Below are 20071 nucleotides of genomic sequence, written 5' to 3'. Positions count from 1 at the left end.
ATAGCAGAGAATGGAACGTGCGTCCGCGTGGTCAAAAGGAGAACAAGTCGGCCTGAGCAATCGCCGAGCGTTGAACGGCCAGGGTACGGGGAGGAATTTTAGACGCTGAGATGGTGAATTTGTAAGCGCGGACGTAATAATCACGCGAAACGTTCGATGAGTAATATTGGTAGGATGCCGGATGACCACTGCCGCAGAGATAGCTAACTTTAGGCCTTCTTTCCACCGAGTAAGAATCGATCTTGGTCATCATTTGACTACGAACTTTGCTGATGATGATTGGGAGCGAACAGACGCCTCCCGCATTGCTTGCTGGCAATCTGCAAGATCAATGCTTGATCAGAGGGAATTCAATTGTGGTGATTGTACCGTCAATCTCAGCGTTGACTGGGGTCCAGTTATTGCACGACTTCAAAACGATTTTGATGTAATGCAACGATTGGAGAAAGTAAAAGGTACGCCAGAAGCTTCTGAGATTGCTCATCAATTTTCATTGGCTTCCGTAGAGGTCACATTTTTATTTCAGCTTAATGGTGACCGTCTCTCCAAAACACCATCGTTGGTGGCTATTTCCGAGTATTTTCTGCACGATTTCTTTCTTATTGTGAACTTGGCCGCGCCCGGAGCTTGCAACTTCTACGGCACAAAAATTATCCAGCCGGAAGACCGATTTGCTGAGCAAATAAATTTGTCAAATGTTCTCTTCGAGAGTTCGATATTGGATGCCAGAAGCGATAGCTGGCCAAAGGTAGGTTTTCTGAATTTAAGTGAAGTGATCGTGTGGTTTTATTCCATCAGATCGGAAATGAAGTTGCTGCCAAAAAACAGAATGGAAAGAGTTGTTTTTGCAATGCTTCATTTGTGTAAAGCAGGCATCTCACCAACAAACGTGATTTGGATATTCTACGGACTGGAGACGCTTTTTGATACCAAGATCGGCGAAAATTTTAGAACACTTGTTTCGAGAATTCAGCTCTTGTTAGACCTCAGTGAGGCGGAGTTCAAAATTTTAAAGAAAAAGATGCGTGAGTTGTATGACATACGAAGTGCTTTTGTGCATGGCGGCCTTGAGGTAATTCATCCCCTGCAAAATGAAATGCTAGACAAGTCGGTTGATGAAATGACTTCTCGATTCATAGATACTGCTGATTTTGGTTTTCGTATCCTTTTAGCGTCTGTTCAGGAGATCATAAGACGAGGCTGGCGTGAACCAAATTTTAGAGAGGTTCTGGAAGGGATAGCTCGTTGAGTTCGGACGATAATCACCTTCCAGGCCGCCCCGTCTCCCCTTCGTCCACCCCGTCCTTTACTTCTCAGCCACCGCATCCTCATAGGACCCGACACACGGCTTCGCTGGGATAATCGGCTTGTCCGGCACCTTGCCGAGCACCGGCTTCTCCGCCCTGTCGACGGTCATTTCGTCCAGCGTGTTCTTGCGGAAGAGGGCGTATCGGCGTCGACGGGCAGCGCGACAGGAAGCGGCACACGTTCAGATAAGGCGTTTGCCCTGGGCATCGAGAACCTGCTCGCCGTCCTCCTTGGTGAAGGCGCCTTTGTGGGTGTCGGGCAGGATATCCAGAACGATCTCGGAAGGCCGGGAAAGACGGGTACCGATCGGCGTGATGACAAATGGGCGGTTGATCAGGATCGAGTCCTTCAACATGGCATCGAGCAACTGATCGTCGGTCAGGCCCGGATCGTCGAGGCCGAGTTCGGCGTAGGGCGTGCCCTTCTCGCGAATTGCCTCGCGGACACTCAAACCCGCATCCGCAATCATCTTGACGAGCTGTTCGCGGGTCGGCGGATTTTTCAGATAGTCGATGACAGTCGGTTCGATGCCCGCATTCCGGATCATCGCCAGCGTATTGCGCGACGTGCCGCACGCCGGGTTGTGATAGATCGTGACGTCCATGGTCATGGGGCGAGTTCCGTTTCTGTAAGAGTTTGAGGATTGCGGGCTTCCATCAACAGCCAGCTAACGAGCATTAACGCCAGCAATGCGCCCAGGATTTCCGTGCTGCGGGCAAGTTGCGACTGGAAAACTGAAGCCGCCTACTTCCCAGGCCGCCCGGTCTTCCCTTTGGTGCGACCCTTCCGCTGCTTCTCATCCACCGCATCCTCATAGGACCCGACGCCCGGCTTTGCCCGAATGATCGGCTTGTCCGGCATCTTGCMGAGTACAGGCTTCTCCGTCCTGCCGACGGTCATCTCGTCGAGCGTATTTTTGCGGAAGAGGGGCGTGCCGGCGTCGCTGCCGGGCCCCATTTCGTCGAGGTTGGGCTTGGCGAAGTAGGAGCGCTGTGACCCGCCCTCGTGGTTCGAGACGGCCCTGCGGGCCTCCTCACCATGAGGGCTACCTGTTGAGGCCCTCGCGCCGGTTTCGCCAGGATGGTTCGAGGGTCGTTGCACTCCCGCCTCACCATGAGGGCTGCCTCCGGATGCGGCGCTCGCTCCGTCCTCATCCTGAGGTGCGGAGGTTGAAGACCGGAGCCTCGAAGGATTGGGGCGGCCGCTTTTGCCGCCTTCGATGCTCTTCGCCTCTTCGCGCGCCATCGGGTCGTCCATGACGGCGAGTTCGGCGGCCTTGAGGCGTTTGATTTCGTCGCGCAGTCGCGCGGCCTTTTCGAAGTCGAGGTCGGCGGCGGCGTCGCGCATGGCTTTTTCCAGCGCGTTGAGGTGGGTCTGCAGGTTGTTGCCGACGAGGTGGCCGCCATCGGCAAAGCCCTTGCCGGAGACGCCGCCGATGTCAGCGCGGACGTGGTCCTTCTCGTAGACGCTGTCGAGAATATCGGAGATTTTCGCCTTCACGGATTCCGGCGTGATGCCGTTTTCCTCGTTATAGACCATCTGCTTTTCGCGGCGGCGGCTGGTTTCCTCCATTGCGCGGTGCATCGAGCCGGTGACATTGTCGGCATAGAGGATGACCTTGCCGTCGACGTTGCGCGCCGCGCGGCCGATCGTCTGGATCAGCGAGGTTTCCGAGCGCAGGAAGCCTTCCTTGTCGGCATCGAGGATCGCGACGAAGCCGCATTCGGGGATGTCGAGACCTTCGCGCAGCAGGTTGATGCCGACGAGCACGTCGAAAGCACCCAAGCGAAGATCGCGGATGATCTCAATGCGCTCCAGCGTGTCGATGTCGGAGTGCATGTAGCGGACGCGCACGCCCTGTTCATGCAGATATTCGGTCAGGTCCTCGGCCATGCGCTTGGTCAGCACGGTGCAGAGGGTGCGGTAGCCCTTGGCGGCGGTCTCGCGGATTTCGCCGAGCACGTCGTCGACCTGCGTGCGGGCGGAGCGGACCTCCACCGGCGGGTCGATCAGGCCGGTCGGGCGGATGACCTGCTCGGCGAAGACACCGCCGGATTGCTCCATTTCCCAGCCGCCCGGCGTTGCAGACACGGCGATCGTGTCGGGGCGCATGGCGTCCCATTCCTCGAAGCGCAGCGGCCGGTTGTCCATGCAGGAGGGCAGGCGGAAGCCGTATTCGGCCAGTGTCGCCTTGCGCCGGAAGTCGCCGCGATACATGCCGCCGATCTGCGGCACGGTGACGTGGCTTTCGTCGATGAAGATAATGGCGTTGTCGGGGATGTATTCGAACAGCGTCGGCGGCGGCTCGCCGGGGTTGCGGCCGGTGAGGTAGCGCGAATAGTTCTCGATGCCCTGGCAGGAGCCGGTGGCTTCCAGCATCTCGACGTCGTAGCGCGTGCGCTGCTCCAGGCGCTGCGCTTCCAGCAGGCGGCCGGCCTTTTCCAGCTCGGCGAGGCGGAGCCTCAACTCCTCCTTGATCGACTTGATGGCGCCGTTCAGCGTCGGGCGCGGCGTGACATAGTGCGAATTGGCGTAGATCTTCACCGACTTCAGGTCGCCGGTCTTCTGGCCGGTCAGCGGATCGAATTCGGTGATGGCGTCGATCTCGTCGCCGAACATGGAGATGCGCCAGGCGGCATCCTCCAAGTGGGCCGGGAAGATTTCGATCGTATCGCCGCGGACACGGAAGGAGCCGCGGATGAAATCCATGTCGCGGCGCTTGTATTGCTGCGCCACGAGGTCGGCCAGGAGCTGGCGCTGGTCCAGTCGGTCGCCGACATTCATCTGGAAGGTCATGGCCGTGTAGGTCTCGACCGAGCCGATACCATAGATGCAGGAGACCGAGGCGACGATGATGCAGTCGTCGCGCTCCAGCAGCGAACGCGTCGCCGAGTGGCGCATGCGGTCGATCTGCTCGTTGATCGAGGATTCCTTCTCGATATAGGTGTCCGAGCGCGGCACATAGGCTTCCGGCTGGTAGTAGTCGTAGTAGGAGACGAAATATTCGACCGCGTTGTCCGGGAAGAAGTTCTTGAATTCCGAATAGAGCTGCGCCGCCAGCGTTTTGTTCGGCGCCAGGATGACGGCCGGGCGCTGCGTCGCTTCGATCACCTTGGCCATGGTGAAGGTCTTGCCGGAGCCGGTGACGCCGAGCAGCACCTGGCTGCGGTCGCCGTTTTCCAGGCCCTCCACKAGATCGCGGATCGCGGTCGGCTGGTCGCCGGCCGGCTGGTATTCCGAGGCCATGCGGATGCTGATGCCGCCTTCGGATTTTTCCGGCCGGGCAGGGCGGTGCGGTGTCCAGATCTTGCCGTTCTTGTGCAGCGGATTGCCGCTTTCGATCAGCGCCGACAGTGCCTCGACCGTGGCGGTGACGGCCGTGCCGGCATTGACGGCGTCCTCGAGCGTCGTATCCATGCCGGCCACCGGATTGAGCCCGGCGGCGGCTCGTGTTTTGGGGTCGGTGGAACCGCCCATGGAGGTGCCGCGCGCCGATTTCGACGCCGCGATCTCGACCTTCTTCCGATGCTTGCCCGCCTTGGAAGCGATCTCGCGCTGGCTTTCGACGCTGGTGGCCTCGGCCTCCGCTTCGAGCTGCTTGACCCAATCAGCGACGCTGCCGCTGAGCGGCGCACCTTCAAACGAGGCCTGCGGCGCCTCTTCGAAACCGGTCGGGGCGGGGGAGTTTTTCGGTGATTTTGCCATGGGCGGAATATGGAGGGAGTCACCGCCGATGTGAAGGGGGAAAGAGTACAAAAGGGAAACGGATCGTCGATTTTTCGGCTCCTCATCACGCAAAATGTGATGGAACCCAAAGGCGGCCGAGACGTTGGCGGGACGCTGCCCCAGACATCCGCCGGCTCGTTGCGTGAGCGCCGGAGGAAAAGCCCGCCGCAGCGTCAAACCTGCCCGGCGAAATGCCGGGTCCCCCCTTGCTTCGACGGCATCCGGAATTGCCCGCCTCGCCGCCGCCATCCGGTCGGAGGACCATGATGTCAGCATTGGATAGTTTACGCTCTTTGTCTCCACAGCAACGCAACACCGTCATTGCCGCCTATCTCGGCTGGACGCTGGATGCTTTCGATTTCTTCATATTGGTCTTCGTTCTCAAACATATCGCCGATGAGTTCCATACCGACGTTCCGACGGTCTCCGTGGCGATCTTCCTGACGCTTGCCATGCGGCCGATCGGGGCGCTGATCTTCGGGCTAGCCGCCGATCGCTTCGGCCGGCGAATAACGCTGATGGTGGATGTGCTGCTTTATTCGATCTTCGAGTTCCTCACCGGCTTTTCGACCGGGCTGACGATGTTTCTGATATTGCGGGCGCTCTTCGGCATCGCCATGGGCGGTGAATGGGGCGTCGGCGCATCGCTGACGATGGAAACGGTGCCCGAAGACTCGCGCGGCATCATCTCCGGCATTCTGCAGGCCGGCTATCCCTCCGGCTATCTGCTGGCGTCGATCGTGTTCTTCCTGCTGTTCCCGATCATCGGCTGGCGCGGCATGTTCATGGTCGGCGCCCTGCCGGCGCTGCTGGTGCTCTATATCCGCCGCAACGTCGAGGAATCGCCGGCTTTCCTGCAGCGGCAGGGAAAGCCGCAACGGGCGTTCGCCACCGTGCTGCGCGAGAACTTACCGCTGTTCCTGTGGGCGGTGGTTCTGATGACCGCGTTCAATTTCTTCAGCCACGGCACGCAGGATCTCTATCCGACCTTCCTCGAAGTGCAGCGGCAATATAGCAGCTACACAGTCGGTGCCATCGCTATCGTCTACAATATCGGCGCGATCATTGGCGGCTTGTTCTTCGGAGCCCTGTCGCAGCGCATCGGCCGGCGGCGGGCGATCGTCATCGCCGCGGCGTTGGCAATCCCGATTGCCCCGCTATGGGTGTATGCGCCTGGGCCAGTGCTGCTCGCCATCGGCGCCTTCCTGATGCAGTTCTTCGTGCAAGGCGCCTGGGGCATCGTGCCGGTGCATCTCAACGAACTGTCGCCCGACGAAGTGCGGGGCACCTTCCCCGGTTTCGCCTATCAGCTTGGCAACCTGCTCGCATCCGGCAATGCAACGATCCAGGCTGGCCTGGCGGCGCGTTGGAACGGAGACTACGCCTTTGCGTTGATGATCGTGTTGATCATCGTCGCGGTCATCGTGGCGTTGTTCTCCGGGTTTGGTTTCGAGAAGAAGGGTATCCGCTTCGGCGGGAAGGGGACGGAGGAACCCCAGAGCGCGATGCCGATCTGATCGCCGCGCCCTCGTMGGAGCATGGCCGGCGGCTCATCACCGCCGGCCTCCAGCCTAGAGCGGTTCAGCGTTTCACGGAATCGCTTTCCCGCTCTATCTCTTTCCGGACAGAAAACCGCTTCGCACTTTTCCTGGAAGTGCTCTATTTGCCGCAGATCTCGGAAATCTTCGCCTGCGCAAAGCCGCGGGCAAGCTCCTGTATTCCGCCAACGGAGGATATCAGGTCGCCGATCGGCCCGCTGACGCTGACATGTGAATCGGTAATCTTGCAGGCCCCGACGTCGACCGTCACCGAGGCTTCCAACTGCCCTTTGACGGTTGCCTGGACGATGCCGTGCGATTTGCAGGCGAGATCGGCGCGGGCGTTGATCTGCACGCCACTGGCTGCGCTGCAGAGATCAAGAGATTTGACCTCGAATTTCTCCTTGTGATCGACGCCCGGCAGTTTCTTGCAAGGGTCGGCCTCGTTCACCGACTTCTCGATCTGCGGACCGAACTTGCTCTGCAGCAGCGACCAGCAGGAGCCAGGCCCGCTTTGGGCTTGCGCGGATGCCATAGGCAGAGGAGAGAGCGGCAGAACGAAGGCGACGGCCAACAATCCCATGCGAAGCGACGGCGGGAGCGAGGAGGGAAGTGCAGCGGATGTCTTGATCACAGAGGTCGATTCCTTGGCGGATAGGACAGGAGACTATGTGCGCAGTCTTCCATGTCTCCGGCCGACGTAGCAATCCCCACATTCTTGTGAACGCACGACGCTTCCAGCCACCGCCAATTCGCCCCATTTCCCTATTCACCTCACTGCCGCGTTTAGGCGCGGCACTCCGCTCTTGAATTTTCAGGGACTGCCGGGCCATGGTGCGAGCGATTCGTTATGCCCAAAGGATTTGCCATGCCCTCTATTCTCAACCCGGCCGCCATCTGGCCGGTCGTCATGCTGTTTGCTTCCAATATTTTCATGACCTTCGCCTGGTACGGCCATCTCAAGCACAAGAGCACGGCCATCGCGATCGCCGTTCTCGGCAGTTGGGCTATAGCCTTCTTCGAATATTGCCTGGCCGTACCCGCCAACCGCATCGGCTCCGGCTACTATTCGACGGCGCAGTTGAAGACCATTCAGGAGGTGATCACGCTGATCGTGTTCTCGGGCTTCTCGGTCCTCTGGCTGGGCGAGAATCTGACCTGGGGCCACGCCATCGGTTTTGCGCTGATCGCCGTCGGCGCCTCCTTCATTTTCCGGGGATGAAGCGGGCATAAGCCGCTAGGCAGCGCTCGCCATTCATCCTATGATTCGTCTGGCGGTTCGGCCTTCGCGGAACTGCCGGCGAATGGCATGTTTCGGGAGGAAGAGATGTCGGGTTCGTTGCGTTCGGTATTGGATGAAACGGCGCGGGGGCTGGCGCCGCTGGAGGCGAACGGCAAGATCTTGTCGATGGCGCCGGATCGTTTCGGCTATCTCGAACCGACCGACGCCGCGACTGATATTGCGACACTGCGCGAGCAATATCAGCAGCATGGCTATCTCTGGCTCAAGGGATTTCTGAAGCGGCAAGACGTACTCGATTTCCGCGCCTGGGTGTTTGCGCATCTGATGGACACCGGGCTTCTGCAGCCCGGCTCGGACCCGATGGTCGGCCTCGCTGCGGAGGGGGAGGCTGACAAGGCGCAGGCCGACCGGAGGCTAATGGCCTTGGTGCGCTCGGTGGCCTATGAGGGCTTCTGCACCCAGCCGCGGCTGGCTTCGTTCATGGACGAATTCCTGCAGGGCATCTCCTATCTGCACAAGCGCAAGATCATGCGCTTCACCCGGCCGAACACCAGCGTCGTGACCCCTGCGCACTACGATCTCGTCTATCTGCGCGGCGGCACGAGCCGTATCGTCACAGCCTGGATTCCGATCGGCGACACCCCGGTCGATATGGGCGGCCTCGTCTATCTCGAGGGATCGCACCGGATCGGCACCGATATGGAGAAGGAGTTCGCGGCCAAAAGCGCGTCGCTCTCGCCGGAGGAACGCGTCAGCGCCTTCAACAAGAACATGACCGAAGGCGGCTGGGTTTCCAAAGACCTGCCCGACATGGCGGAGCGCTTCAAGACGCGCTGGCTCGCTGCCGACTACGAGGCCGGCGATATCGTGCTGCACAGCCCCTATATGATCCATGCGTCCACGACCAATCGCGATCCGAAGGGCCGCCTGCGCCTCTCGACCGACATCCGCTATCAGAATGTCGAGGACGAAATCGACGCCCGCTGGGGCAATCACTGGAGCTTGGGGGATATGCTCTAGAGCACTTCCAAGAAAAGTGCGCAGCGGTTTTCCGTCCGGAATGCGTCAAAACAAAGGGATAGAGCGGGAAAGCGATTCCGTGAAACGCTGAACCGCTCTAGATGCGAGCGCTCCGGCTCAATTCATCTGATCGAGAATACCCCGTGCCGGCGCATAGCCCTGGGCAGCGGCTTTCTGGAACCAGCCTATCGCCGTGTTACGGTCTCTGGTTACACCATCGCCGCGGAGATAAGCGTAGCCGAGATGGAATTGTGCCTTGGGCAGGCCTTGATTGGCGGCTTTGGTGAACCACGCGATCGCCTGGGTATAGTCCTGCGGCACGCCCTTTCCGAGCGCATAAAGACTGCCGAGGCCATCCTGCGACGCTGCATCGCCTTTGATTGCCAAAGGCTGCCATTGGGCGAGGGCGCTGGCATAGTCGCCCTTGTCAAAGGCGGCTTGCCCGTCTTCGGCATGGGCTTGGAAAGCGATCGAAAGTGCCAGCGTCAGTCCGAGGCCTATCTGTCTGAGCCGCATCCGGCGATCTCCCATCCATGATTCCCGTTCCGGCAAGACCTAAGCATAGCTGCTTGTCAGCGCAAGGCTGGCAGAGACTTCGTTCATCCGGTCATTTCAAATCCGGATGGTCTTTTTCTGCAGCGGCTTTTCCTCATTGTCATCGGGCTCATTGTCGTTGTGACCCATGGTCTTTGCCTTGCGGAACCATTCGAAGGATTTTGCCCAATTCGCCGGCACGCCATCGCCGTCACGATACATGACGCCGAGGTTGTAGGCAGCGTCGGCATAGTTCTGCGCGGCCGCCTTTTCGAACCAGTCGACGGCCTGGAGACCGTCTTTGGCAACGCCTTCGCCGTCGCGATACATCACGCCGAGATTGTACTCAGCTTCGACGTCATTTTGATCCGCCGCCTTGCGGAACCAGGCAAGGGCCTCAACGTCGTCTTCAGCAATTCCGTCGCCATCGGCATACATGGCGCCGAGATTATATTGCGCCTCTGCGTCGCCTTGATCGGCCGCCTTGCGGAACCAAAAGACGGCTTGATTGCCGTTTTTGGGGACGCCTTCACCGTCGCGATACATGACGGCGAGATTGTATTCCGCCTCGATTTTTCCCTGGTCAGCGGACTTGCGGTACCAAGCTAAAGCCTGGGCATCGTCGCGGGGCACCCCGTCGCCCTCGTCGTACATGATGGCAAGATTGTATTGCGCGTCGGCGTTACCCTGGTCGGCGGATTTGCGATACCAGGCGACGGCCTCGCCCTTGTCCTGGTTTACGCCGTCACCGTTGTCGTACATGACGCCGATATTGAACTGTGCATCTGCATCGCCCTGCTTGGCTGCCTTGCTGTACCAGACAAAAGCTTGCGCTCTGTCCTGAGCCGCGCCTTCGCCATTGTCGTACATCAAAGCGAGATTGTATTGCGCATCGCGATAGCCTTGTTCCGCGGCCTTGCGATACCAGACGACGGCCTGGGCGTCGTCCGTTGCGACACCTTCGCCCTCGTCATACATCGTCCCGACGTTGAACTGCGCCTCGGCATTGCCCTGATCGGCAGCCTTGCGATACCAGTTGAGCGCCTGGGTGAGATCCTTCTCGACGCCATCGCCTTCCTCGTACATTTCGCCGAGTTTCAATTGCGCCGCGGCGTCGCCTTTGCTCGCGAGCGGGCGCCAGTAGTCCAGCGCCGCCTTGTAGTCGCCTCGGTTATAGGCGTCCTGTCCTCGATCGGCATGCGCGATGCCGATGGATGCCAGCGCAAAAAGCAATCCGATGGCCGCCCTCTTGAAACGCACGTTAGACTCCTCAACCTGTGATCTCATTTATGTGAATACTAAACAACGCCACGGGCGAGCGCGCAAGGCGCTGCTGCACGCAGGAGTTATAGGACTATGGCAACAGCGTCGTCAGCACCTTGAGAAGGACCCAGCCTGGCTCGTCGCTCTGGCCATTCGTTTTGACGGGCTCTTGACCCTCCGGGCCAACATCCTTGATCAGACCGCCCCCATCGGCTGCCATGTAGCTCAGGCCATGTTGCGCTTCCGGCAGGCCCTGATCTGCTGCCTTGTGGAACCAATCGGAGGCTTGGTTGGTATCCTTCGCCACGCCGTAGCCATTGTAGTACATATATCCCAGGCCATACTGGGCGCGGGCGTCGCCTTGCTCGGCGGCCTTGCGGAAGAGGTCGACGGCCTGGCCGTCGTCTTTGGGAACACCGTCGCCGCTGTGATAGAGGTAGGCAAGGGCATATTGCCCTTCCGAATTGCCCTGGTCGGCCGATTTGCGGTACCAGGCCGCCGCCTCGTTCTTGTCCGAAGCTGTGCCCTGACCGTTGTCATACATATAGCCGAGTGCATATTGCGCATCGGCACGGCCCTGATCGGCGGACTTGCGGTACCATTGCAATGCCTTGCCATAATCCTTGGCGATGCCGCGGCCGCCGGCATGCATGAAGGCGAGAGCGTATTCGCCTTGGGCATCTCCCTGGTCGGCCGCCTTGCGATACCATTCGACCGCGATATCATCATTGACCGGAACGCCCTGACCATTAGCGTAGGAGTAGCCGACGGCATATTGCGCATCGGCACGGCCTTGATCCGCCGATTTGCGGTACCATTGCAGCGCCTGCTTATCGTCCTGGGGAACGCCGAGGCCGTTGGCGAAGCCGTAACCAAGCGCGTATTGCGCGTCCGCGCGGCCCTGCTCGGCGGATTTCCTATACCAGGAATAGGCCTGGGCATCGTCCTGATCGACGCCTCGGCCGTTGGCATAGGCATAGCCGAGCGCATATTCGCCTTGGGAATCGCTCTGATCTGCTGATTTTTGATACCACTCTATCGCCTGGCTTAGGTCGGCGGCCGTGCCAAGGCCGTTATCATACATATAGCCGAGCGCATATTGTGCATCGCCGCGTCCCTGATCGGCCGACTTGCGATACCAGGCGAGCGCCATCGTATCGTCCTCGCGGACGCCGATGCCGTGTGAATACATGTAGCCGAGCGCATACTGGGCCTGCGGTTGGCCGAGCGCGGCGGATTTCTGGTACCAGCCGACCGCCTGTGCGTTGTCGATATCCAAACCGCGGCCGTTGGCGAGGGAATAGCCGAGGGCATATTGCGCGTCTGCATTGCCCTGTTCGGCGGCTCTGCGGTACCAGGCATTTGCCTGTGCCAGATCCTTGTCGGCGCCGCGACCGTTGGAATACATGTAGGCAAGGGCGTATTCAGCCTTGGCGTTGCCCTGCGCTGCCGCCTTTCGATACCAATCGACAGCCTGCGCATCGTCATGCTCGACGCCCTGGCCGTTGGCGTAGAGATAGCCGAGGCCATATTGGGCGGCCGGATTGCCATCTTTTGCGTATTGTACCCAATATTTCAGCGCGATCGTCGTGTCGTCGGGGCTTGGCGCGGGATCATCGGCATAGGCAAAGGGAGCGAGCGAAAGAGCGAGCGCCAATCCAAATGCAAAGCTGTTGATCTTCAAAAGCGCGCCCTCCCGTCCGCAAGCTAATATTCGGCCGCACTGAACAATGCGGGATAGTTCTGGTCAATGGGTGTACAGCATGGAGATGGCAGTCGTTTTACCGATATCGGTCCGGTCGGCACCGTTGCCGTTCTCATGCTTGGAATGCAGCAAAATATGGGTATCGCTCCCTGCATGGCTGGTTGCTTCTATCCCGGGAGCACATCGTACAGCCGAAAAATCCAGCTAATCTGGTAGATCAGCCCGATCGACACGAACACCGCCTGGAAACGGCGATTGGCGGTGATGGCGGCGATAATGCAGAGGACGATGTAAACGACGTTGCGGGTCGGATACTCCCAGCCGAGCGACCGGAAATAGGTCTCGCCCTTCAATAATGTGTCGATGAGGTCGACGGCGTAGGTGACCGCGAGCAGGCCGAAAAACCAGCGGCGACGTGAGATGAAATATTCTTCGAAACCGCCATAATCCTCAATCGAGGGAGGATTCAGCAGCACGCAGAGGAAGTAGAACAGGCAGCAGAAGCAGATCAGGAAAAGATAGACGCCGAAATTGATTTCCGCGACGGACTGCAGCCGATATTCCCACCACCAGAAATGGATGATGAACAGGAACATCGATAGTACCCAGCCGAGATGAACCAGATAGACGCGGTGCTTGCCAGGCGATTGCACGAAACCGGCGAGGCGTGTCAGGAGCTGGGCAAGAGCGAGGCCGATGACCATGCTCATGACCGTCCTGATATAGACGTAGACCTCGGGCGTCCGCGCAGCCTCCATCCATCAGCTCTCCGCGGGAACCGGCTTCGGCGCGCCGTTCTCATCAAGCGCCACCATGATGAACGTACCGGCCGTGACCTTCTCCAGCTTGGCGTAACGCGAGCGATGGGCCCAGGCTTCGACGATGAGCGTGATCGAGGTTCGGCCCACGCGTTCGATATAGGTATAGACGCTCAGCGTATCGCCGATCTTCACCGGCAGTTCGAAAGCCATTTCCTTGACGGCGGCGGTGACGACGCGCCCGCGCGCGCGCTCGGCGGCGCGAATGCCGCTCGCCAAGTCCATCTGCGCCATGACCCAGCCGCCGAAGATGTCGCCGGCAGGATTGGCGTCGGCGGGCATGGCCAGCGTGCGCAAGGTCAATTCGCCTCTTGGCTTGACGCTGTCGTTCATTCATTCGCTCCAATCGACAAAGACTTTGATTCCGGCGTTCAGCCTACGCAATCGAATCTCGATGGGGAAGGCTTCGTCTGCGCTCGACAACAGCTCTTTCGAATGCCTCACGCTTTTTCTGACCATCGCGAATGTCCCGCTTTCGTGGGGCGGTAAGCATTCATTCACCGTTTTTATTTAAGATTCGTAATAGTTGCCGACCGTGGCTGGGGCAGCAGGAGCGGATCTGGAGTATGGCGTATTTGTCCTTTCTACGGCGGGCTGTCCTGCCGCTGCTCATGTCGTCGGCGCTGGTCGCCTGCACGGCTGATAGCCTCGTACCGCCGTCGAACATCGACAGCAGCGCCCGTGTCGGCTCGATCAAGCCACATCGCAGCATGGCGCAGCGGCAGTTCACCTACCAAGGTGACCAAGCTCCGGTTAACTCCGCCTCAGCCAATTACGCCAATACCTACAATCTCTCCGGCAGCCGGCAGAGTGCCGCGAAGATGCCTGCCTCTGCCGCCGCCAAACAGGGCCGCTTGCCGATGGCTGGTGCCAATGAGGCTGTGACGACCACGGACGTCGAACAGGGCTTAGCACAGCAGTCGGATGCGGCCTCTCAGGGCGTCAATATGGATGCGGAACTTGGCGTTGGACCAAGCGAGGAAGCGCAGTCCGGACCGGTCGTTGGACTGGCGCAGGAGGAAGGGCAGAATATTGCTGAGGGCGAAACCGATCAGCCTGTCGTCGACGGGATCGGCTCGGATACGCCCGTGCAGGCCAATCGCTCCATTATTCAACGCCCGAGCGCTCAGGCTGAACTCAATCAGTCGCCGATCCGCCGGCAGCAACCCAACGTGCAGGTCGCCATGTTGCCGCGTGTCGGCAACCCAATGCCACGGATCGAACAGCAGGAGGAAGTGCCGCAATCGTCGCCCGGCGGTGCCATGCCTGCTTCGGAAATCGCCTGCCGGCAGGAATTGCAGCGCATGGGCGTCGTCTACAACGACAAGCCGCCGATTTCCGATGGCCCGGCCTGCCAGGTTCCTTACCCGGTTTCGCTGAGCGGACTTTCTGGCAATATCGCCGTCAAGCCGGCGGTGACATTGAACTGTCAGGTAACGCTTGCCTTTGCAAAATGGGTGAAGAACGAATTGGCCCCGGCGGCCCGTACGCGCTACTGGACGGGTATCGGCACGATCGTGCCACTCGGCGGTTATTCCTGCCGCCGGATGAACAATAGCCGGCAACGCTACAATCCGATGTCGGAACATGCCCATGGCAATGCCATCGACGTCGGCACCTTCGTCCTGAAAAACGGACACGTCATCGATGTCCGCAAGAAGGGGCTGTTCTCCTTCCGTGAGGGCCGGCTTCTGAAGGCGGTGCGCAGCGATAGCTGCAACTATTTCGACACTGTGCTCGGCCCCGGCAGCAACGCCGAACACTGGAACCATTTCCACTTCGATCTGAGGGATCGCAGGGGCGGGCGGCGTTACTGCAGCCTGTGATGCAGATCTTACCTTGCGGGAACTGCAAATAGTGGCAATGCGTTGGTTGGGAGGCTAGTTGTCGCAGAAGCTGTTATCTCGAGCGTGTTTGCCACTACGCCGAGCAGGTCGCCGTTACAAAATCAAGCAATCTTGATAGTTGTCCGTCTATCGATGGAGTGAACGCAATGACTGAGAAGACGTCCATCAGGTCAAAGAAAGTCGCGGAGAAGACGGCCAAGCCGAGCAACGCTGGCGCCACTCTTCTTGCAGGTGGCAATCCGCAGATCGCTAAGGGTGAGGGTGACGCCCCCGTACAGGCCTATATTGCCGCCATGCCGGACTGGAAAAGCGACGTCGGCCGCCGTCTCGATGCGCTCATCGAGCGCACCGTTCCGGGTGTGCAGAAGGCGGTCAAATGGAACTCGCCGCTCTATGGGATGGAAGGCCAAGGCTGGTTCCTCGGTATCCATTGCTTCACGAAATACATTAAAGTTGCCTTCTTCCGTGGCACGTCGCTCGCTCCCGTCCCTCCCGGCGATTCCAAGAGCAACGACACGCGCTATCTCAACATCCACGAGGGCGATCAGCTTGACGAAGCTCAGCTTGCTGCCTGGATAAAGCAAGCCAGCCAATTATCCGGCGAACGAATGTGATGGGCACTGCGGCATAAGCGTGTTGTATGCTCAAATGACAGGGGGACGATATCCATTAAGAAAGCGACGACAAGCATGGCGAAGAGTGATCCGAAGGAAGGAACGGCAGAGGACTCTCCCTCTCTTCTGATAGATGGAAGAATCAAGGAGCTGAGTGATTGGCGGGGCGAAACGCTCGCTCGGGTCCGAACTCTCATTCAGCAAGCGGACCCCGAAGTGGTCGAGGAGTGGAAGTGGAGAGGGGTCCCGGTATGGTCGCATGATGGAATCATCTGCACCGGCGAGACCTACAAGAATGTCGTGAAGATGACCTTCGCTAAGGGCGCCTCGTTGGAGGACCCATCAGGCCTTTTCAACTCCAGCATGGAAGGCAATACTAGGCGTGCCATCGATTTCCACGAGGGCGACAAGATCGATGAAGAGGCATTGAAGGCACTCATTCGCGCGGCGGTGGCACTGAATACGGCGGCGCGTGCCGCTCGTCCGGCCCGCTCTCAGAAAAAATCAAAAAGCGCTTGAGGAGCGTTGCGAGAAAAATCGCAATGGCTCACTGCGGAATCCTGTGGGCAAGAAGTTGCATTTACCTGCATTCTTGTAGTTCCCTATAACCGTGCCAGCCAAAGTGGGGGAGTTGTTTATGGAAGAAGCGCCGAGAAGGAAGAGAGGCCTGGGGAAGGCCTTGGTCGCCGCTCTCATTGCGATCGTTCTTGTCATCGGCGGGCGCTGGTATGCCTATGTTGCCTATGCCAACGATCCGTTCGATGAGGTCGGCATCGGCCTTAACTCGATGATGCCAGGCCCGATACGTGAAAAGGGCTGCGAGATGTTGAAGGCGCGCTTCGAAAACAAGACCCTGCCGCCGGCAGGCTGCGGCGTCAACGGTGCCTGGTAGTTGGTGGGCGCCTGGTAGTTGGGGATCGATCGCCGGCAAAAGAAAAGCCGGCGCAGGGCCGGCTGGAGTGGCGCACAGCAACGACAGGGGATCTTTGCTGGCTCCAGAAAAAGAATTCTATGTCGCAATGGCGCATGCAATATGAATGCTAAGGCAATCAATCTGCAAATATCATCGGCGCCGACGCTGTCGCCAAGAGGCGTTGGGCGGAGTGCGACAGTCGTTGCTCACCTAGGGAAGATATGCCCGAGGAAGGTCACGGTTTAATGACAGCCTGTTGTCTGGTTCTTTCCTTTGGGCGAACACAGTGTTTCATTTCGGCTGGGTGATAAAAGCCTCAGACACGGCTATATAGCGGGCAAACGCCGCAAAACTAACCAGAAAAGCCGGACTTCGCCTCCATCATGGCCCCGATCATTTCCATCCGTAATCTTACCAAAACCTATTCTAATGGGTTTCAGGCACTGAAGGGCGTTGATCTCGACGTCGAGAAAGGCGAGATTCTGGCGCTGCTCGGGCCGAATGGCGCGGGCAAGACGACGATGATCTCCATTGTCTGCGGAATCACCAATCCGAGCGGCGGCACGGTGACCGTCGGCGGTCACGATGTCGTCAAGGAGTTCCGCGCCACGCGCACCATGATCGGCCTTGTGCCGCAGGAGCTGACGACCGATCAGTTCGAAACCGTGTGGAACACAGTCAGCTTTTCACGCGGCCTGCACGGCAAGAAACCGAATCCCGCGCATATCGAGCAGGTGCTGCGTGACCTGTCGCTCTGGGATAAGAGAGACAATATGCTGCGTCAGCTCTCCGGAGGCATGAAGCGGCGCGTCCTGATCGCCAAGGCGCTGTCGCACGAGCCCGAGATCCTTTTCCTGGACGAGCCGACGGCGGGCGTCGATGTGACGCTGCGCAAAGATATGTGGCACGTCGTCGAGCGGCTGCGGGCTTCCGGCGTCACCATCATCCTGACGACGCATTACATCGAGGAAGCCGAGGAGATCGCCGACCGTGTCGGCGTCATCAATGGCGGCAAGCTACTGTTGGTGGAAGAGAAGAAGGCCTTGATGGCCAAGCTCGGCCGCAAACAGCTCATCCTCGATCTCTTGCAGCCACTGGATGCCGTTCCGCATCATCTCGATGGCAATGGCCTGTCGCTGGGGCCGAATGGCACGACGTTGATCTACGACTACGATGCCGAACACGAGCAGTCGAGCATTGCCGCCTTGCTGTCGCGTCTGGCGGCCGCGGGTATTCATTTCAAAGACCTGTCGACGCGGCAGAGCTCGCTCGAAGACATCTTCGTATCGCTGGTGGGAGAAGACAAATGAACTTCGAGGCGATCAAATCCATCTATGCGTTCGAGATGGCCCGCACGCGCCGCACGCTGCTGCAGAGCGTCGTCTCGCCGGTCATTTCCACCTCGCTCTATTTCATCGTCTTCGGCGCCGCGATCGGCTCGCGCATCCAACTGGTGGAGGGCGTATCCTACGGGGCTTTCATCACACCGGGCCTGATCATGCTGACGCTGCTTAGCCAGTGCATCAGCAACGGTTCCTTCGGCATCTATTTCCCGAAGTTCACCGGCACGATCTACGAGGTTCTTTCCGCACCCGTCGCCATGACGGAAATCGTTCTTGGCTACGTCGGCGCTGCTGCGACCAAGGGGATGCTGATCGGGCTGATCATCCTGCTGACGGCGAACTTCTTTGTGCACATCACCATCGAACATCCATTCATGATGATCCTGTTCTTCGTGCTGACGGCGGTGACCTTCAGCCTGTTCGGCTTCATGATCGGCATTTGGGCGGGGAATTTCGAGCAGCTCAACCTTATTCCCATGCTGGTCGTGCCGCCGCTGACCTTCCTTGGCGGCAGCTTCTATTCCATCAACATGCTGCCGCCCTTCTGGCAGGCCGTCAGTCACCTCAATCCTGTTCTTTATCTCGTCAGTGGTTTCCGTTGGAGCTTCTTTGGCATCGCCGACGTCAACCCGGTGCTGAGCCTTGCGATGATCACGTTTTTCCTCTTGATCTGCCTGGCGACCCTCGGGTGGATTTTCAAAACGGGATATCGGTTAAGGAACTGATTGATAGGCGCTTTCCCGCAAGCACATGGGTTGCAATCGCCATCTCCGCGGTTCATAGATTTGATGTCCACGTCACTGGCGAAACAAGATGGCAAGCCGCGCGCCTGGGCGACCAATGCGAGCCTTGCTGCAGGTGTTCCATGCCCACAATCCCCCAGCCCCGTTCACTATCTGATGTCCTCTCGCGCCTCGATCTGCTGACCAATTGGGAGCGTAAGCCGCGCGGAGAGATGCGTGTCGGTCTCGACCCGATCCTCGATCTCATGCAGAGGCTAGGTAACCCCCACAAAAGTTTCCGCGCCATTCATGTCGGCGGGACCAAAGGCAAGGGGTCCGTTTCTGCACTCATCGAGGCTGCCTTGCTGCATGTAGGATGGAAGGTCGGTCGTTATGGCTCGCCGCATGTCGACCGTGTGAACGAGCGGATCAGCGTTTTGGGCCGAGCGGTCGAAGACGATGCGCTGGCGAGCGCAGTGGAACAGACGCTGGATTGCTACGAGTCTGCAAAGCGGGAAGCGACGGCCGGCGAAGACGCCACATGGTTCGACGTGATCACGGCTGCCGCCTTTCTTGCATTCCGAGACGCCGGTCTGGATTGGGTGGTTGTGGAAGTCGGGCTTGGCGGCCGGCTGGACTCCACCAATATCGTCTTTGGCGAGGTCGCCGTCGTCACCAATATCGAGCTCGAGCATACGGAGATCCTCGGCAGCACACGCGAGGCGATCGCCCGCGAGAAGGTGGGTATATTGAAGCCCGGCGCGGCGCTCGCGACGACACTTCCTGTCTCCGATGCTGCGGGCCAGGTTGTGCAGCAGCGCGCAGACGAGCTTGGTTGTCCCGTATTGCGCACTGATTTTCCCGATGATGCAACGATAGAGGACCGGAATGCTGCATTGGCCGGCCTAGTTCTGGATTATTTGGGACAGCGTGGTGAATGCGTGCGCGACGGTGCTCAACCAGACATTCCAGTCAGTGCACGGCTGCTTGATCAGGCGGTCAGGGATAGCGCGCATCTGCCGGGACGAATGGAGCGGTTTGCCTTCGAACTGCCCGCAGCTCCGAACGCGGCTCCGCGAACGGTACCGATGGTGATGGATGGCGCGCATGTTCCATTCAATATCGAGGCCGTTTTGCGGGATATCAGCCGCGATAGCGAGTTCAGCGGCGGGTGTATCGCTATTGTTGCGCTGGGGTCCGACAAGGATGCCACTGGGTTCTTGACCGTGCTGTCTCGCTACGCTGCCTATGCACTGTTCACGGAAGCGGGTGGGGCCGGCCGGTTTCATCCGGCCAATGAGCTGGAGGCAGTGGCAACCTCCATGGGAATGGCGTGCGACTCCGAGCCTGATGTGCGAAAGGCGTTGGACCGCGCCGCGGCGATGGCGGCGCAGAATAACGGCTGGGTTCTCGTGACCGGGTCGCTCTATCTTGTGGGAGCGCTGCGAAGCGTCTTATTGAAAGGCGGCTGATCGAG

The 20071-nt window shown here is 59.2% G+C and carries 19 protein-coding genes and 1 pseudogene; 11 read left to right on the top strand and 9 right to left on the bottom strand.

The features are described 5' to 3' along the window. Positions 1–181 precede the first annotated feature (181 nt). Positions 182–1249: a HEPN domain-containing protein gene (locus QD357_RS03160; protein ID WP_146143994.1), complete on the top strand. Its 1068-nt coding sequence runs from the start codon at positions 182–184 to the stop codon at positions 1247–1249. A gap of 13 nt (positions 1250–1262) precedes the next feature. Here QD357_RS03160 and QD357_RS03155 read toward each other — a convergent pair. The 3 genes and pseudogenes from QD357_RS03155 to uvrB all read right to left on the bottom strand — a co-directional run. After that, positions 1263–1447 (bottom strand): annotated as a pseudogene (locus QD357_RS03155) (hypothetical protein); the annotation flags it as partial. A gap of 42 nt (positions 1448–1489) precedes the next feature. Further along, a complete protein-coding gene (gene arsC / locus QD357_RS03150; RefSeq protein ID WP_181316063.1) occupies positions 1490–1918 on the bottom strand; it encodes an arsenate reductase (glutaredoxin) in 429 nt (142 codons plus the stop codon). A gap of 134 nt (positions 1919–2052) precedes the next feature. After that, positions 2053–5013 (bottom strand): excinuclease ABC subunit UvrB, encoded by a 2961-nt coding sequence (uvrB, locus tag QD357_RS03145; RefSeq protein ID WP_414124030.1) that lies wholly within the window; start codon positions 5011–5013, stop codon positions 2053–2055. A 287-nt stretch (positions 5014–5300) separates the two neighbouring features. Here uvrB and QD357_RS03140 point away from each other — a divergent pair, with 287 nt between their 5' ends. Further along, positions 5301–6551 carry an MFS transporter gene (locus tag QD357_RS03140; RefSeq protein WP_107108310.1) on the top strand — a complete coding sequence of 417 codons (1251 nt, stop codon included), beginning with the start codon at positions 5301–5303 and terminating at the stop codon, positions 6549–6551. A 142-nt stretch (positions 6552–6693) separates the two neighbouring features. Here QD357_RS03140 and QD357_RS03135 read toward each other — a convergent pair whose 3' ends face one another. Continuing rightward, positions 6694–7206 carry a hypothetical protein gene (locus QD357_RS03135; RefSeq protein WP_107108309.1) on the bottom strand — a complete coding sequence of 171 codons (513 nt, stop codon included), beginning with the start codon at positions 7204–7206 and terminating at the stop codon, positions 6694–6696. Positions 7207–7440: 234 nt separating this feature from the next. Here QD357_RS03135 and QD357_RS03130 point away from each other — a divergent pair, with 234 nt between their 5' ends. Together QD357_RS03130 and QD357_RS03125 are read left to right on the top strand one after the other, a co-directional pair. Next, complete coding sequence (locus QD357_RS03130) at positions 7441–7794, top strand: DMT family protein (RefSeq protein ID WP_107108308.1); 354 nt, start codon at positions 7441–7443, stop codon at positions 7792–7794. Positions 7795–7899: 105 nt separating this feature from the next. Then, positions 7900–8835, top strand: coding sequence for a phytanoyl-CoA dioxygenase family protein (locus QD357_RS03125; protein WP_107108540.1), 936 nt, complete (start codon positions 7900–7902; stop codon positions 8833–8835). Positions 8836–8952: 117 nt separating this feature from the next. On the opposite strand, the gene QD357_RS03120 is transcribed toward QD357_RS03125, so the two are convergent. From QD357_RS03120 to QD357_RS03100, 5 genes are all read right to left on the bottom strand, one after another. Further along, a complete protein-coding gene (locus QD357_RS03120) occupies positions 8953–9351 on the bottom strand; it encodes a tetratricopeptide repeat protein (RefSeq protein ID WP_107108307.1) in 399 nt (132 codons plus the stop codon). A gap of 96 nt (positions 9352–9447) precedes the next feature. Further along, positions 9448–10629 carry an SEL1-like repeat protein gene (locus QD357_RS03115; RefSeq protein WP_107108306.1) on the bottom strand — a complete coding sequence of 394 codons (1182 nt, stop codon included), beginning with the start codon at positions 10627–10629 and terminating at the stop codon, positions 9448–9450. A 94-nt stretch (positions 10630–10723) separates the two neighbouring features. Next, positions 10724–12316 (bottom strand): SEL1-like repeat protein, encoded by a 1593-nt coding sequence (locus QD357_RS03110; protein WP_107108305.1) that lies wholly within the window; start codon positions 12314–12316, stop codon positions 10724–10726. A gap of 188 nt (positions 12317–12504) precedes the next feature. Next, positions 12505–13095, bottom strand: a complete 591-nt coding sequence (locus tag QD357_RS03105; protein ID WP_107108304.1) for a hypothetical protein — start codon at positions 13093–13095, stop codon at positions 12505–12507. Positions 13096–13098: 3 nt separating this feature from the next. Beyond that, positions 13099–13488 carry an acyl-CoA thioesterase gene (locus QD357_RS03100; protein WP_107108303.1) on the bottom strand — a complete coding sequence of 130 codons (390 nt, stop codon included), beginning with the start codon at positions 13486–13488 and terminating at the stop codon, positions 13099–13101. Between the two features lie 233 nt (positions 13489–13721). Between QD357_RS03100 and QD357_RS03095 the strand changes: the two genes are divergently transcribed. The 7 genes from QD357_RS03095 to QD357_RS03065 all read left to right on the top strand — a co-directional run bounded on the left by QD357_RS03095 (position 13722) and on the right by QD357_RS03065 (position 20066). After that, positions 13722–14981: an extensin family protein gene (locus tag QD357_RS03095; RefSeq protein WP_107108302.1), complete on the top strand. Its 1260-nt coding sequence runs from the start codon at positions 13722–13724 to the stop codon at positions 14979–14981. Positions 14982–15148: 167 nt separating this feature from the next. Continuing rightward, positions 15149–15616: a DUF1801 domain-containing protein gene (locus QD357_RS03090; protein ID WP_107108301.1), complete on the top strand. Its 468-nt coding sequence runs from the start codon at positions 15149–15151 to the stop codon at positions 15614–15616. Positions 15617–15691: 75 nt separating this feature from the next. After that, positions 15692–16135 carry a DUF1801 domain-containing protein gene (locus QD357_RS03085; RefSeq protein ID WP_210318803.1) on the top strand — a complete coding sequence of 148 codons (444 nt, stop codon included), beginning with the start codon at positions 15692–15694 and terminating at the stop codon, positions 16133–16135. A 118-nt stretch (positions 16136–16253) separates the two neighbouring features. Further along, complete coding sequence (locus QD357_RS03080; RefSeq protein ID WP_107108299.1) at positions 16254–16508, top strand: hypothetical protein; 255 nt, start codon at positions 16254–16256, stop codon at positions 16506–16508. Between the two features lie 404 nt (positions 16509–16912). Further along, positions 16913–17839, top strand: a complete 927-nt coding sequence (locus tag QD357_RS03075; RefSeq protein WP_107108298.1) for an ABC transporter ATP-binding protein — start codon at positions 16913–16915, stop codon at positions 17837–17839. Further along, entirely contained in the window at positions 17836–18597 is a 762-nt protein-coding gene (locus tag QD357_RS03070) for an ABC transporter permease (RefSeq protein WP_107108297.1), read from the top strand. The genes QD357_RS03075 and QD357_RS03070 overlap by 4 nt, the downstream gene beginning before the upstream one ends. A gap of 140 nt (positions 18598–18737) precedes the next feature. Then, complete coding sequence (locus tag QD357_RS03065; protein ID WP_107108296.1) at positions 18738–20066, top strand: bifunctional folylpolyglutamate synthase/dihydrofolate synthase; 1329 nt, start codon at positions 18738–18740, stop codon at positions 20064–20066. Positions 20067–20071: the final 5 nt, after the last annotated feature.

The organism is Rhizobium sp. BR 317 (genome assembly GCF_047445835.1).
GTDB lineage: Bacteria > Pseudomonadota > Alphaproteobacteria > Rhizobiales > Rhizobiaceae > Rhizobium > Rhizobium paranaense.
The sequence above is the reverse complement of the archived record's forward strand: the minus strand, read 5'-3'. Positions and strand labels throughout refer to the sequence as shown.

Coding starts and splice junctions, on each gene's coding strand:
- QD357_RS03160 (WP_146143994.1), top strand. CDS start 182: ATGACCACTGCCGCAGAGATAGCTAACTTTAGGCCTTCTTTCCACCGA.
- arsC (WP_181316063.1), bottom strand. CDS start 1,918: ATGACCATGGACGTCACGATCTATCACAACCCGGCGTGCGGCACGTCG.
- QD357_RS03140 (WP_107108310.1), top strand. CDS start 5,301: ATGTCAGCATTGGATAGTTTACGCTCTTTGTCTCCACAGCAACGCAAC.
- QD357_RS03130 (WP_107108308.1), top strand. CDS start 7,441: ATGCCCTCTATTCTCAACCCGGCCGCCATCTGGCCGGTCGTCATGCTG.
- QD357_RS03125 (WP_107108540.1), top strand. CDS start 7,900: ATGTCGGGTTCGTTGCGTTCGGTATTGGATGAAACGGCGCGGGGGCTG.
- QD357_RS03120 (WP_107108307.1), bottom strand. CDS start 9,351: ATGCGGCTCAGACAGATAGGCCTCGGACTGACGCTGGCACTTTCGATC.
- QD357_RS03105 (WP_107108304.1), bottom strand. CDS start 13,095: ATGGAGGCTGCGCGGACGCCCGAGGTCTACGTCTATATCAGGACGGTC.
- QD357_RS03100 (WP_107108303.1), bottom strand. CDS start 13,488: ATGAACGACAGCGTCAAGCCAAGAGGCGAATTGACCTTGCGCACGCTG.
- QD357_RS03095 (WP_107108302.1), top strand. CDS start 13,722: ATGGCGTATTTGTCCTTTCTACGGCGGGCTGTCCTGCCGCTGCTCATG.
- QD357_RS03090 (WP_107108301.1), top strand. CDS start 15,149: ATGACTGAGAAGACGTCCATCAGGTCAAAGAAAGTCGCGGAGAAGACG.
- QD357_RS03085 (WP_210318803.1), top strand. CDS start 15,692: ATGGCGAAGAGTGATCCGAAGGAAGGAACGGCAGAGGACTCTCCCTCT.
- QD357_RS03080 (WP_107108299.1), top strand. CDS start 16,254: ATGGAAGAAGCGCCGAGAAGGAAGAGAGGCCTGGGGAAGGCCTTGGTC.
- QD357_RS03075 (WP_107108298.1), top strand. CDS start 16,913: ATGGCCCCGATCATTTCCATCCGTAATCTTACCAAAACCTATTCTAAT.
- QD357_RS03070 (WP_107108297.1), top strand. CDS start 17,836: ATGAACTTCGAGGCGATCAAATCCATCTATGCGTTCGAGATGGCCCGC.
- QD357_RS03065 (WP_107108296.1), top strand. CDS start 18,738: ATGCCCACAATCCCCCAGCCCCGTTCACTATCTGATGTCCTCTCGCGC.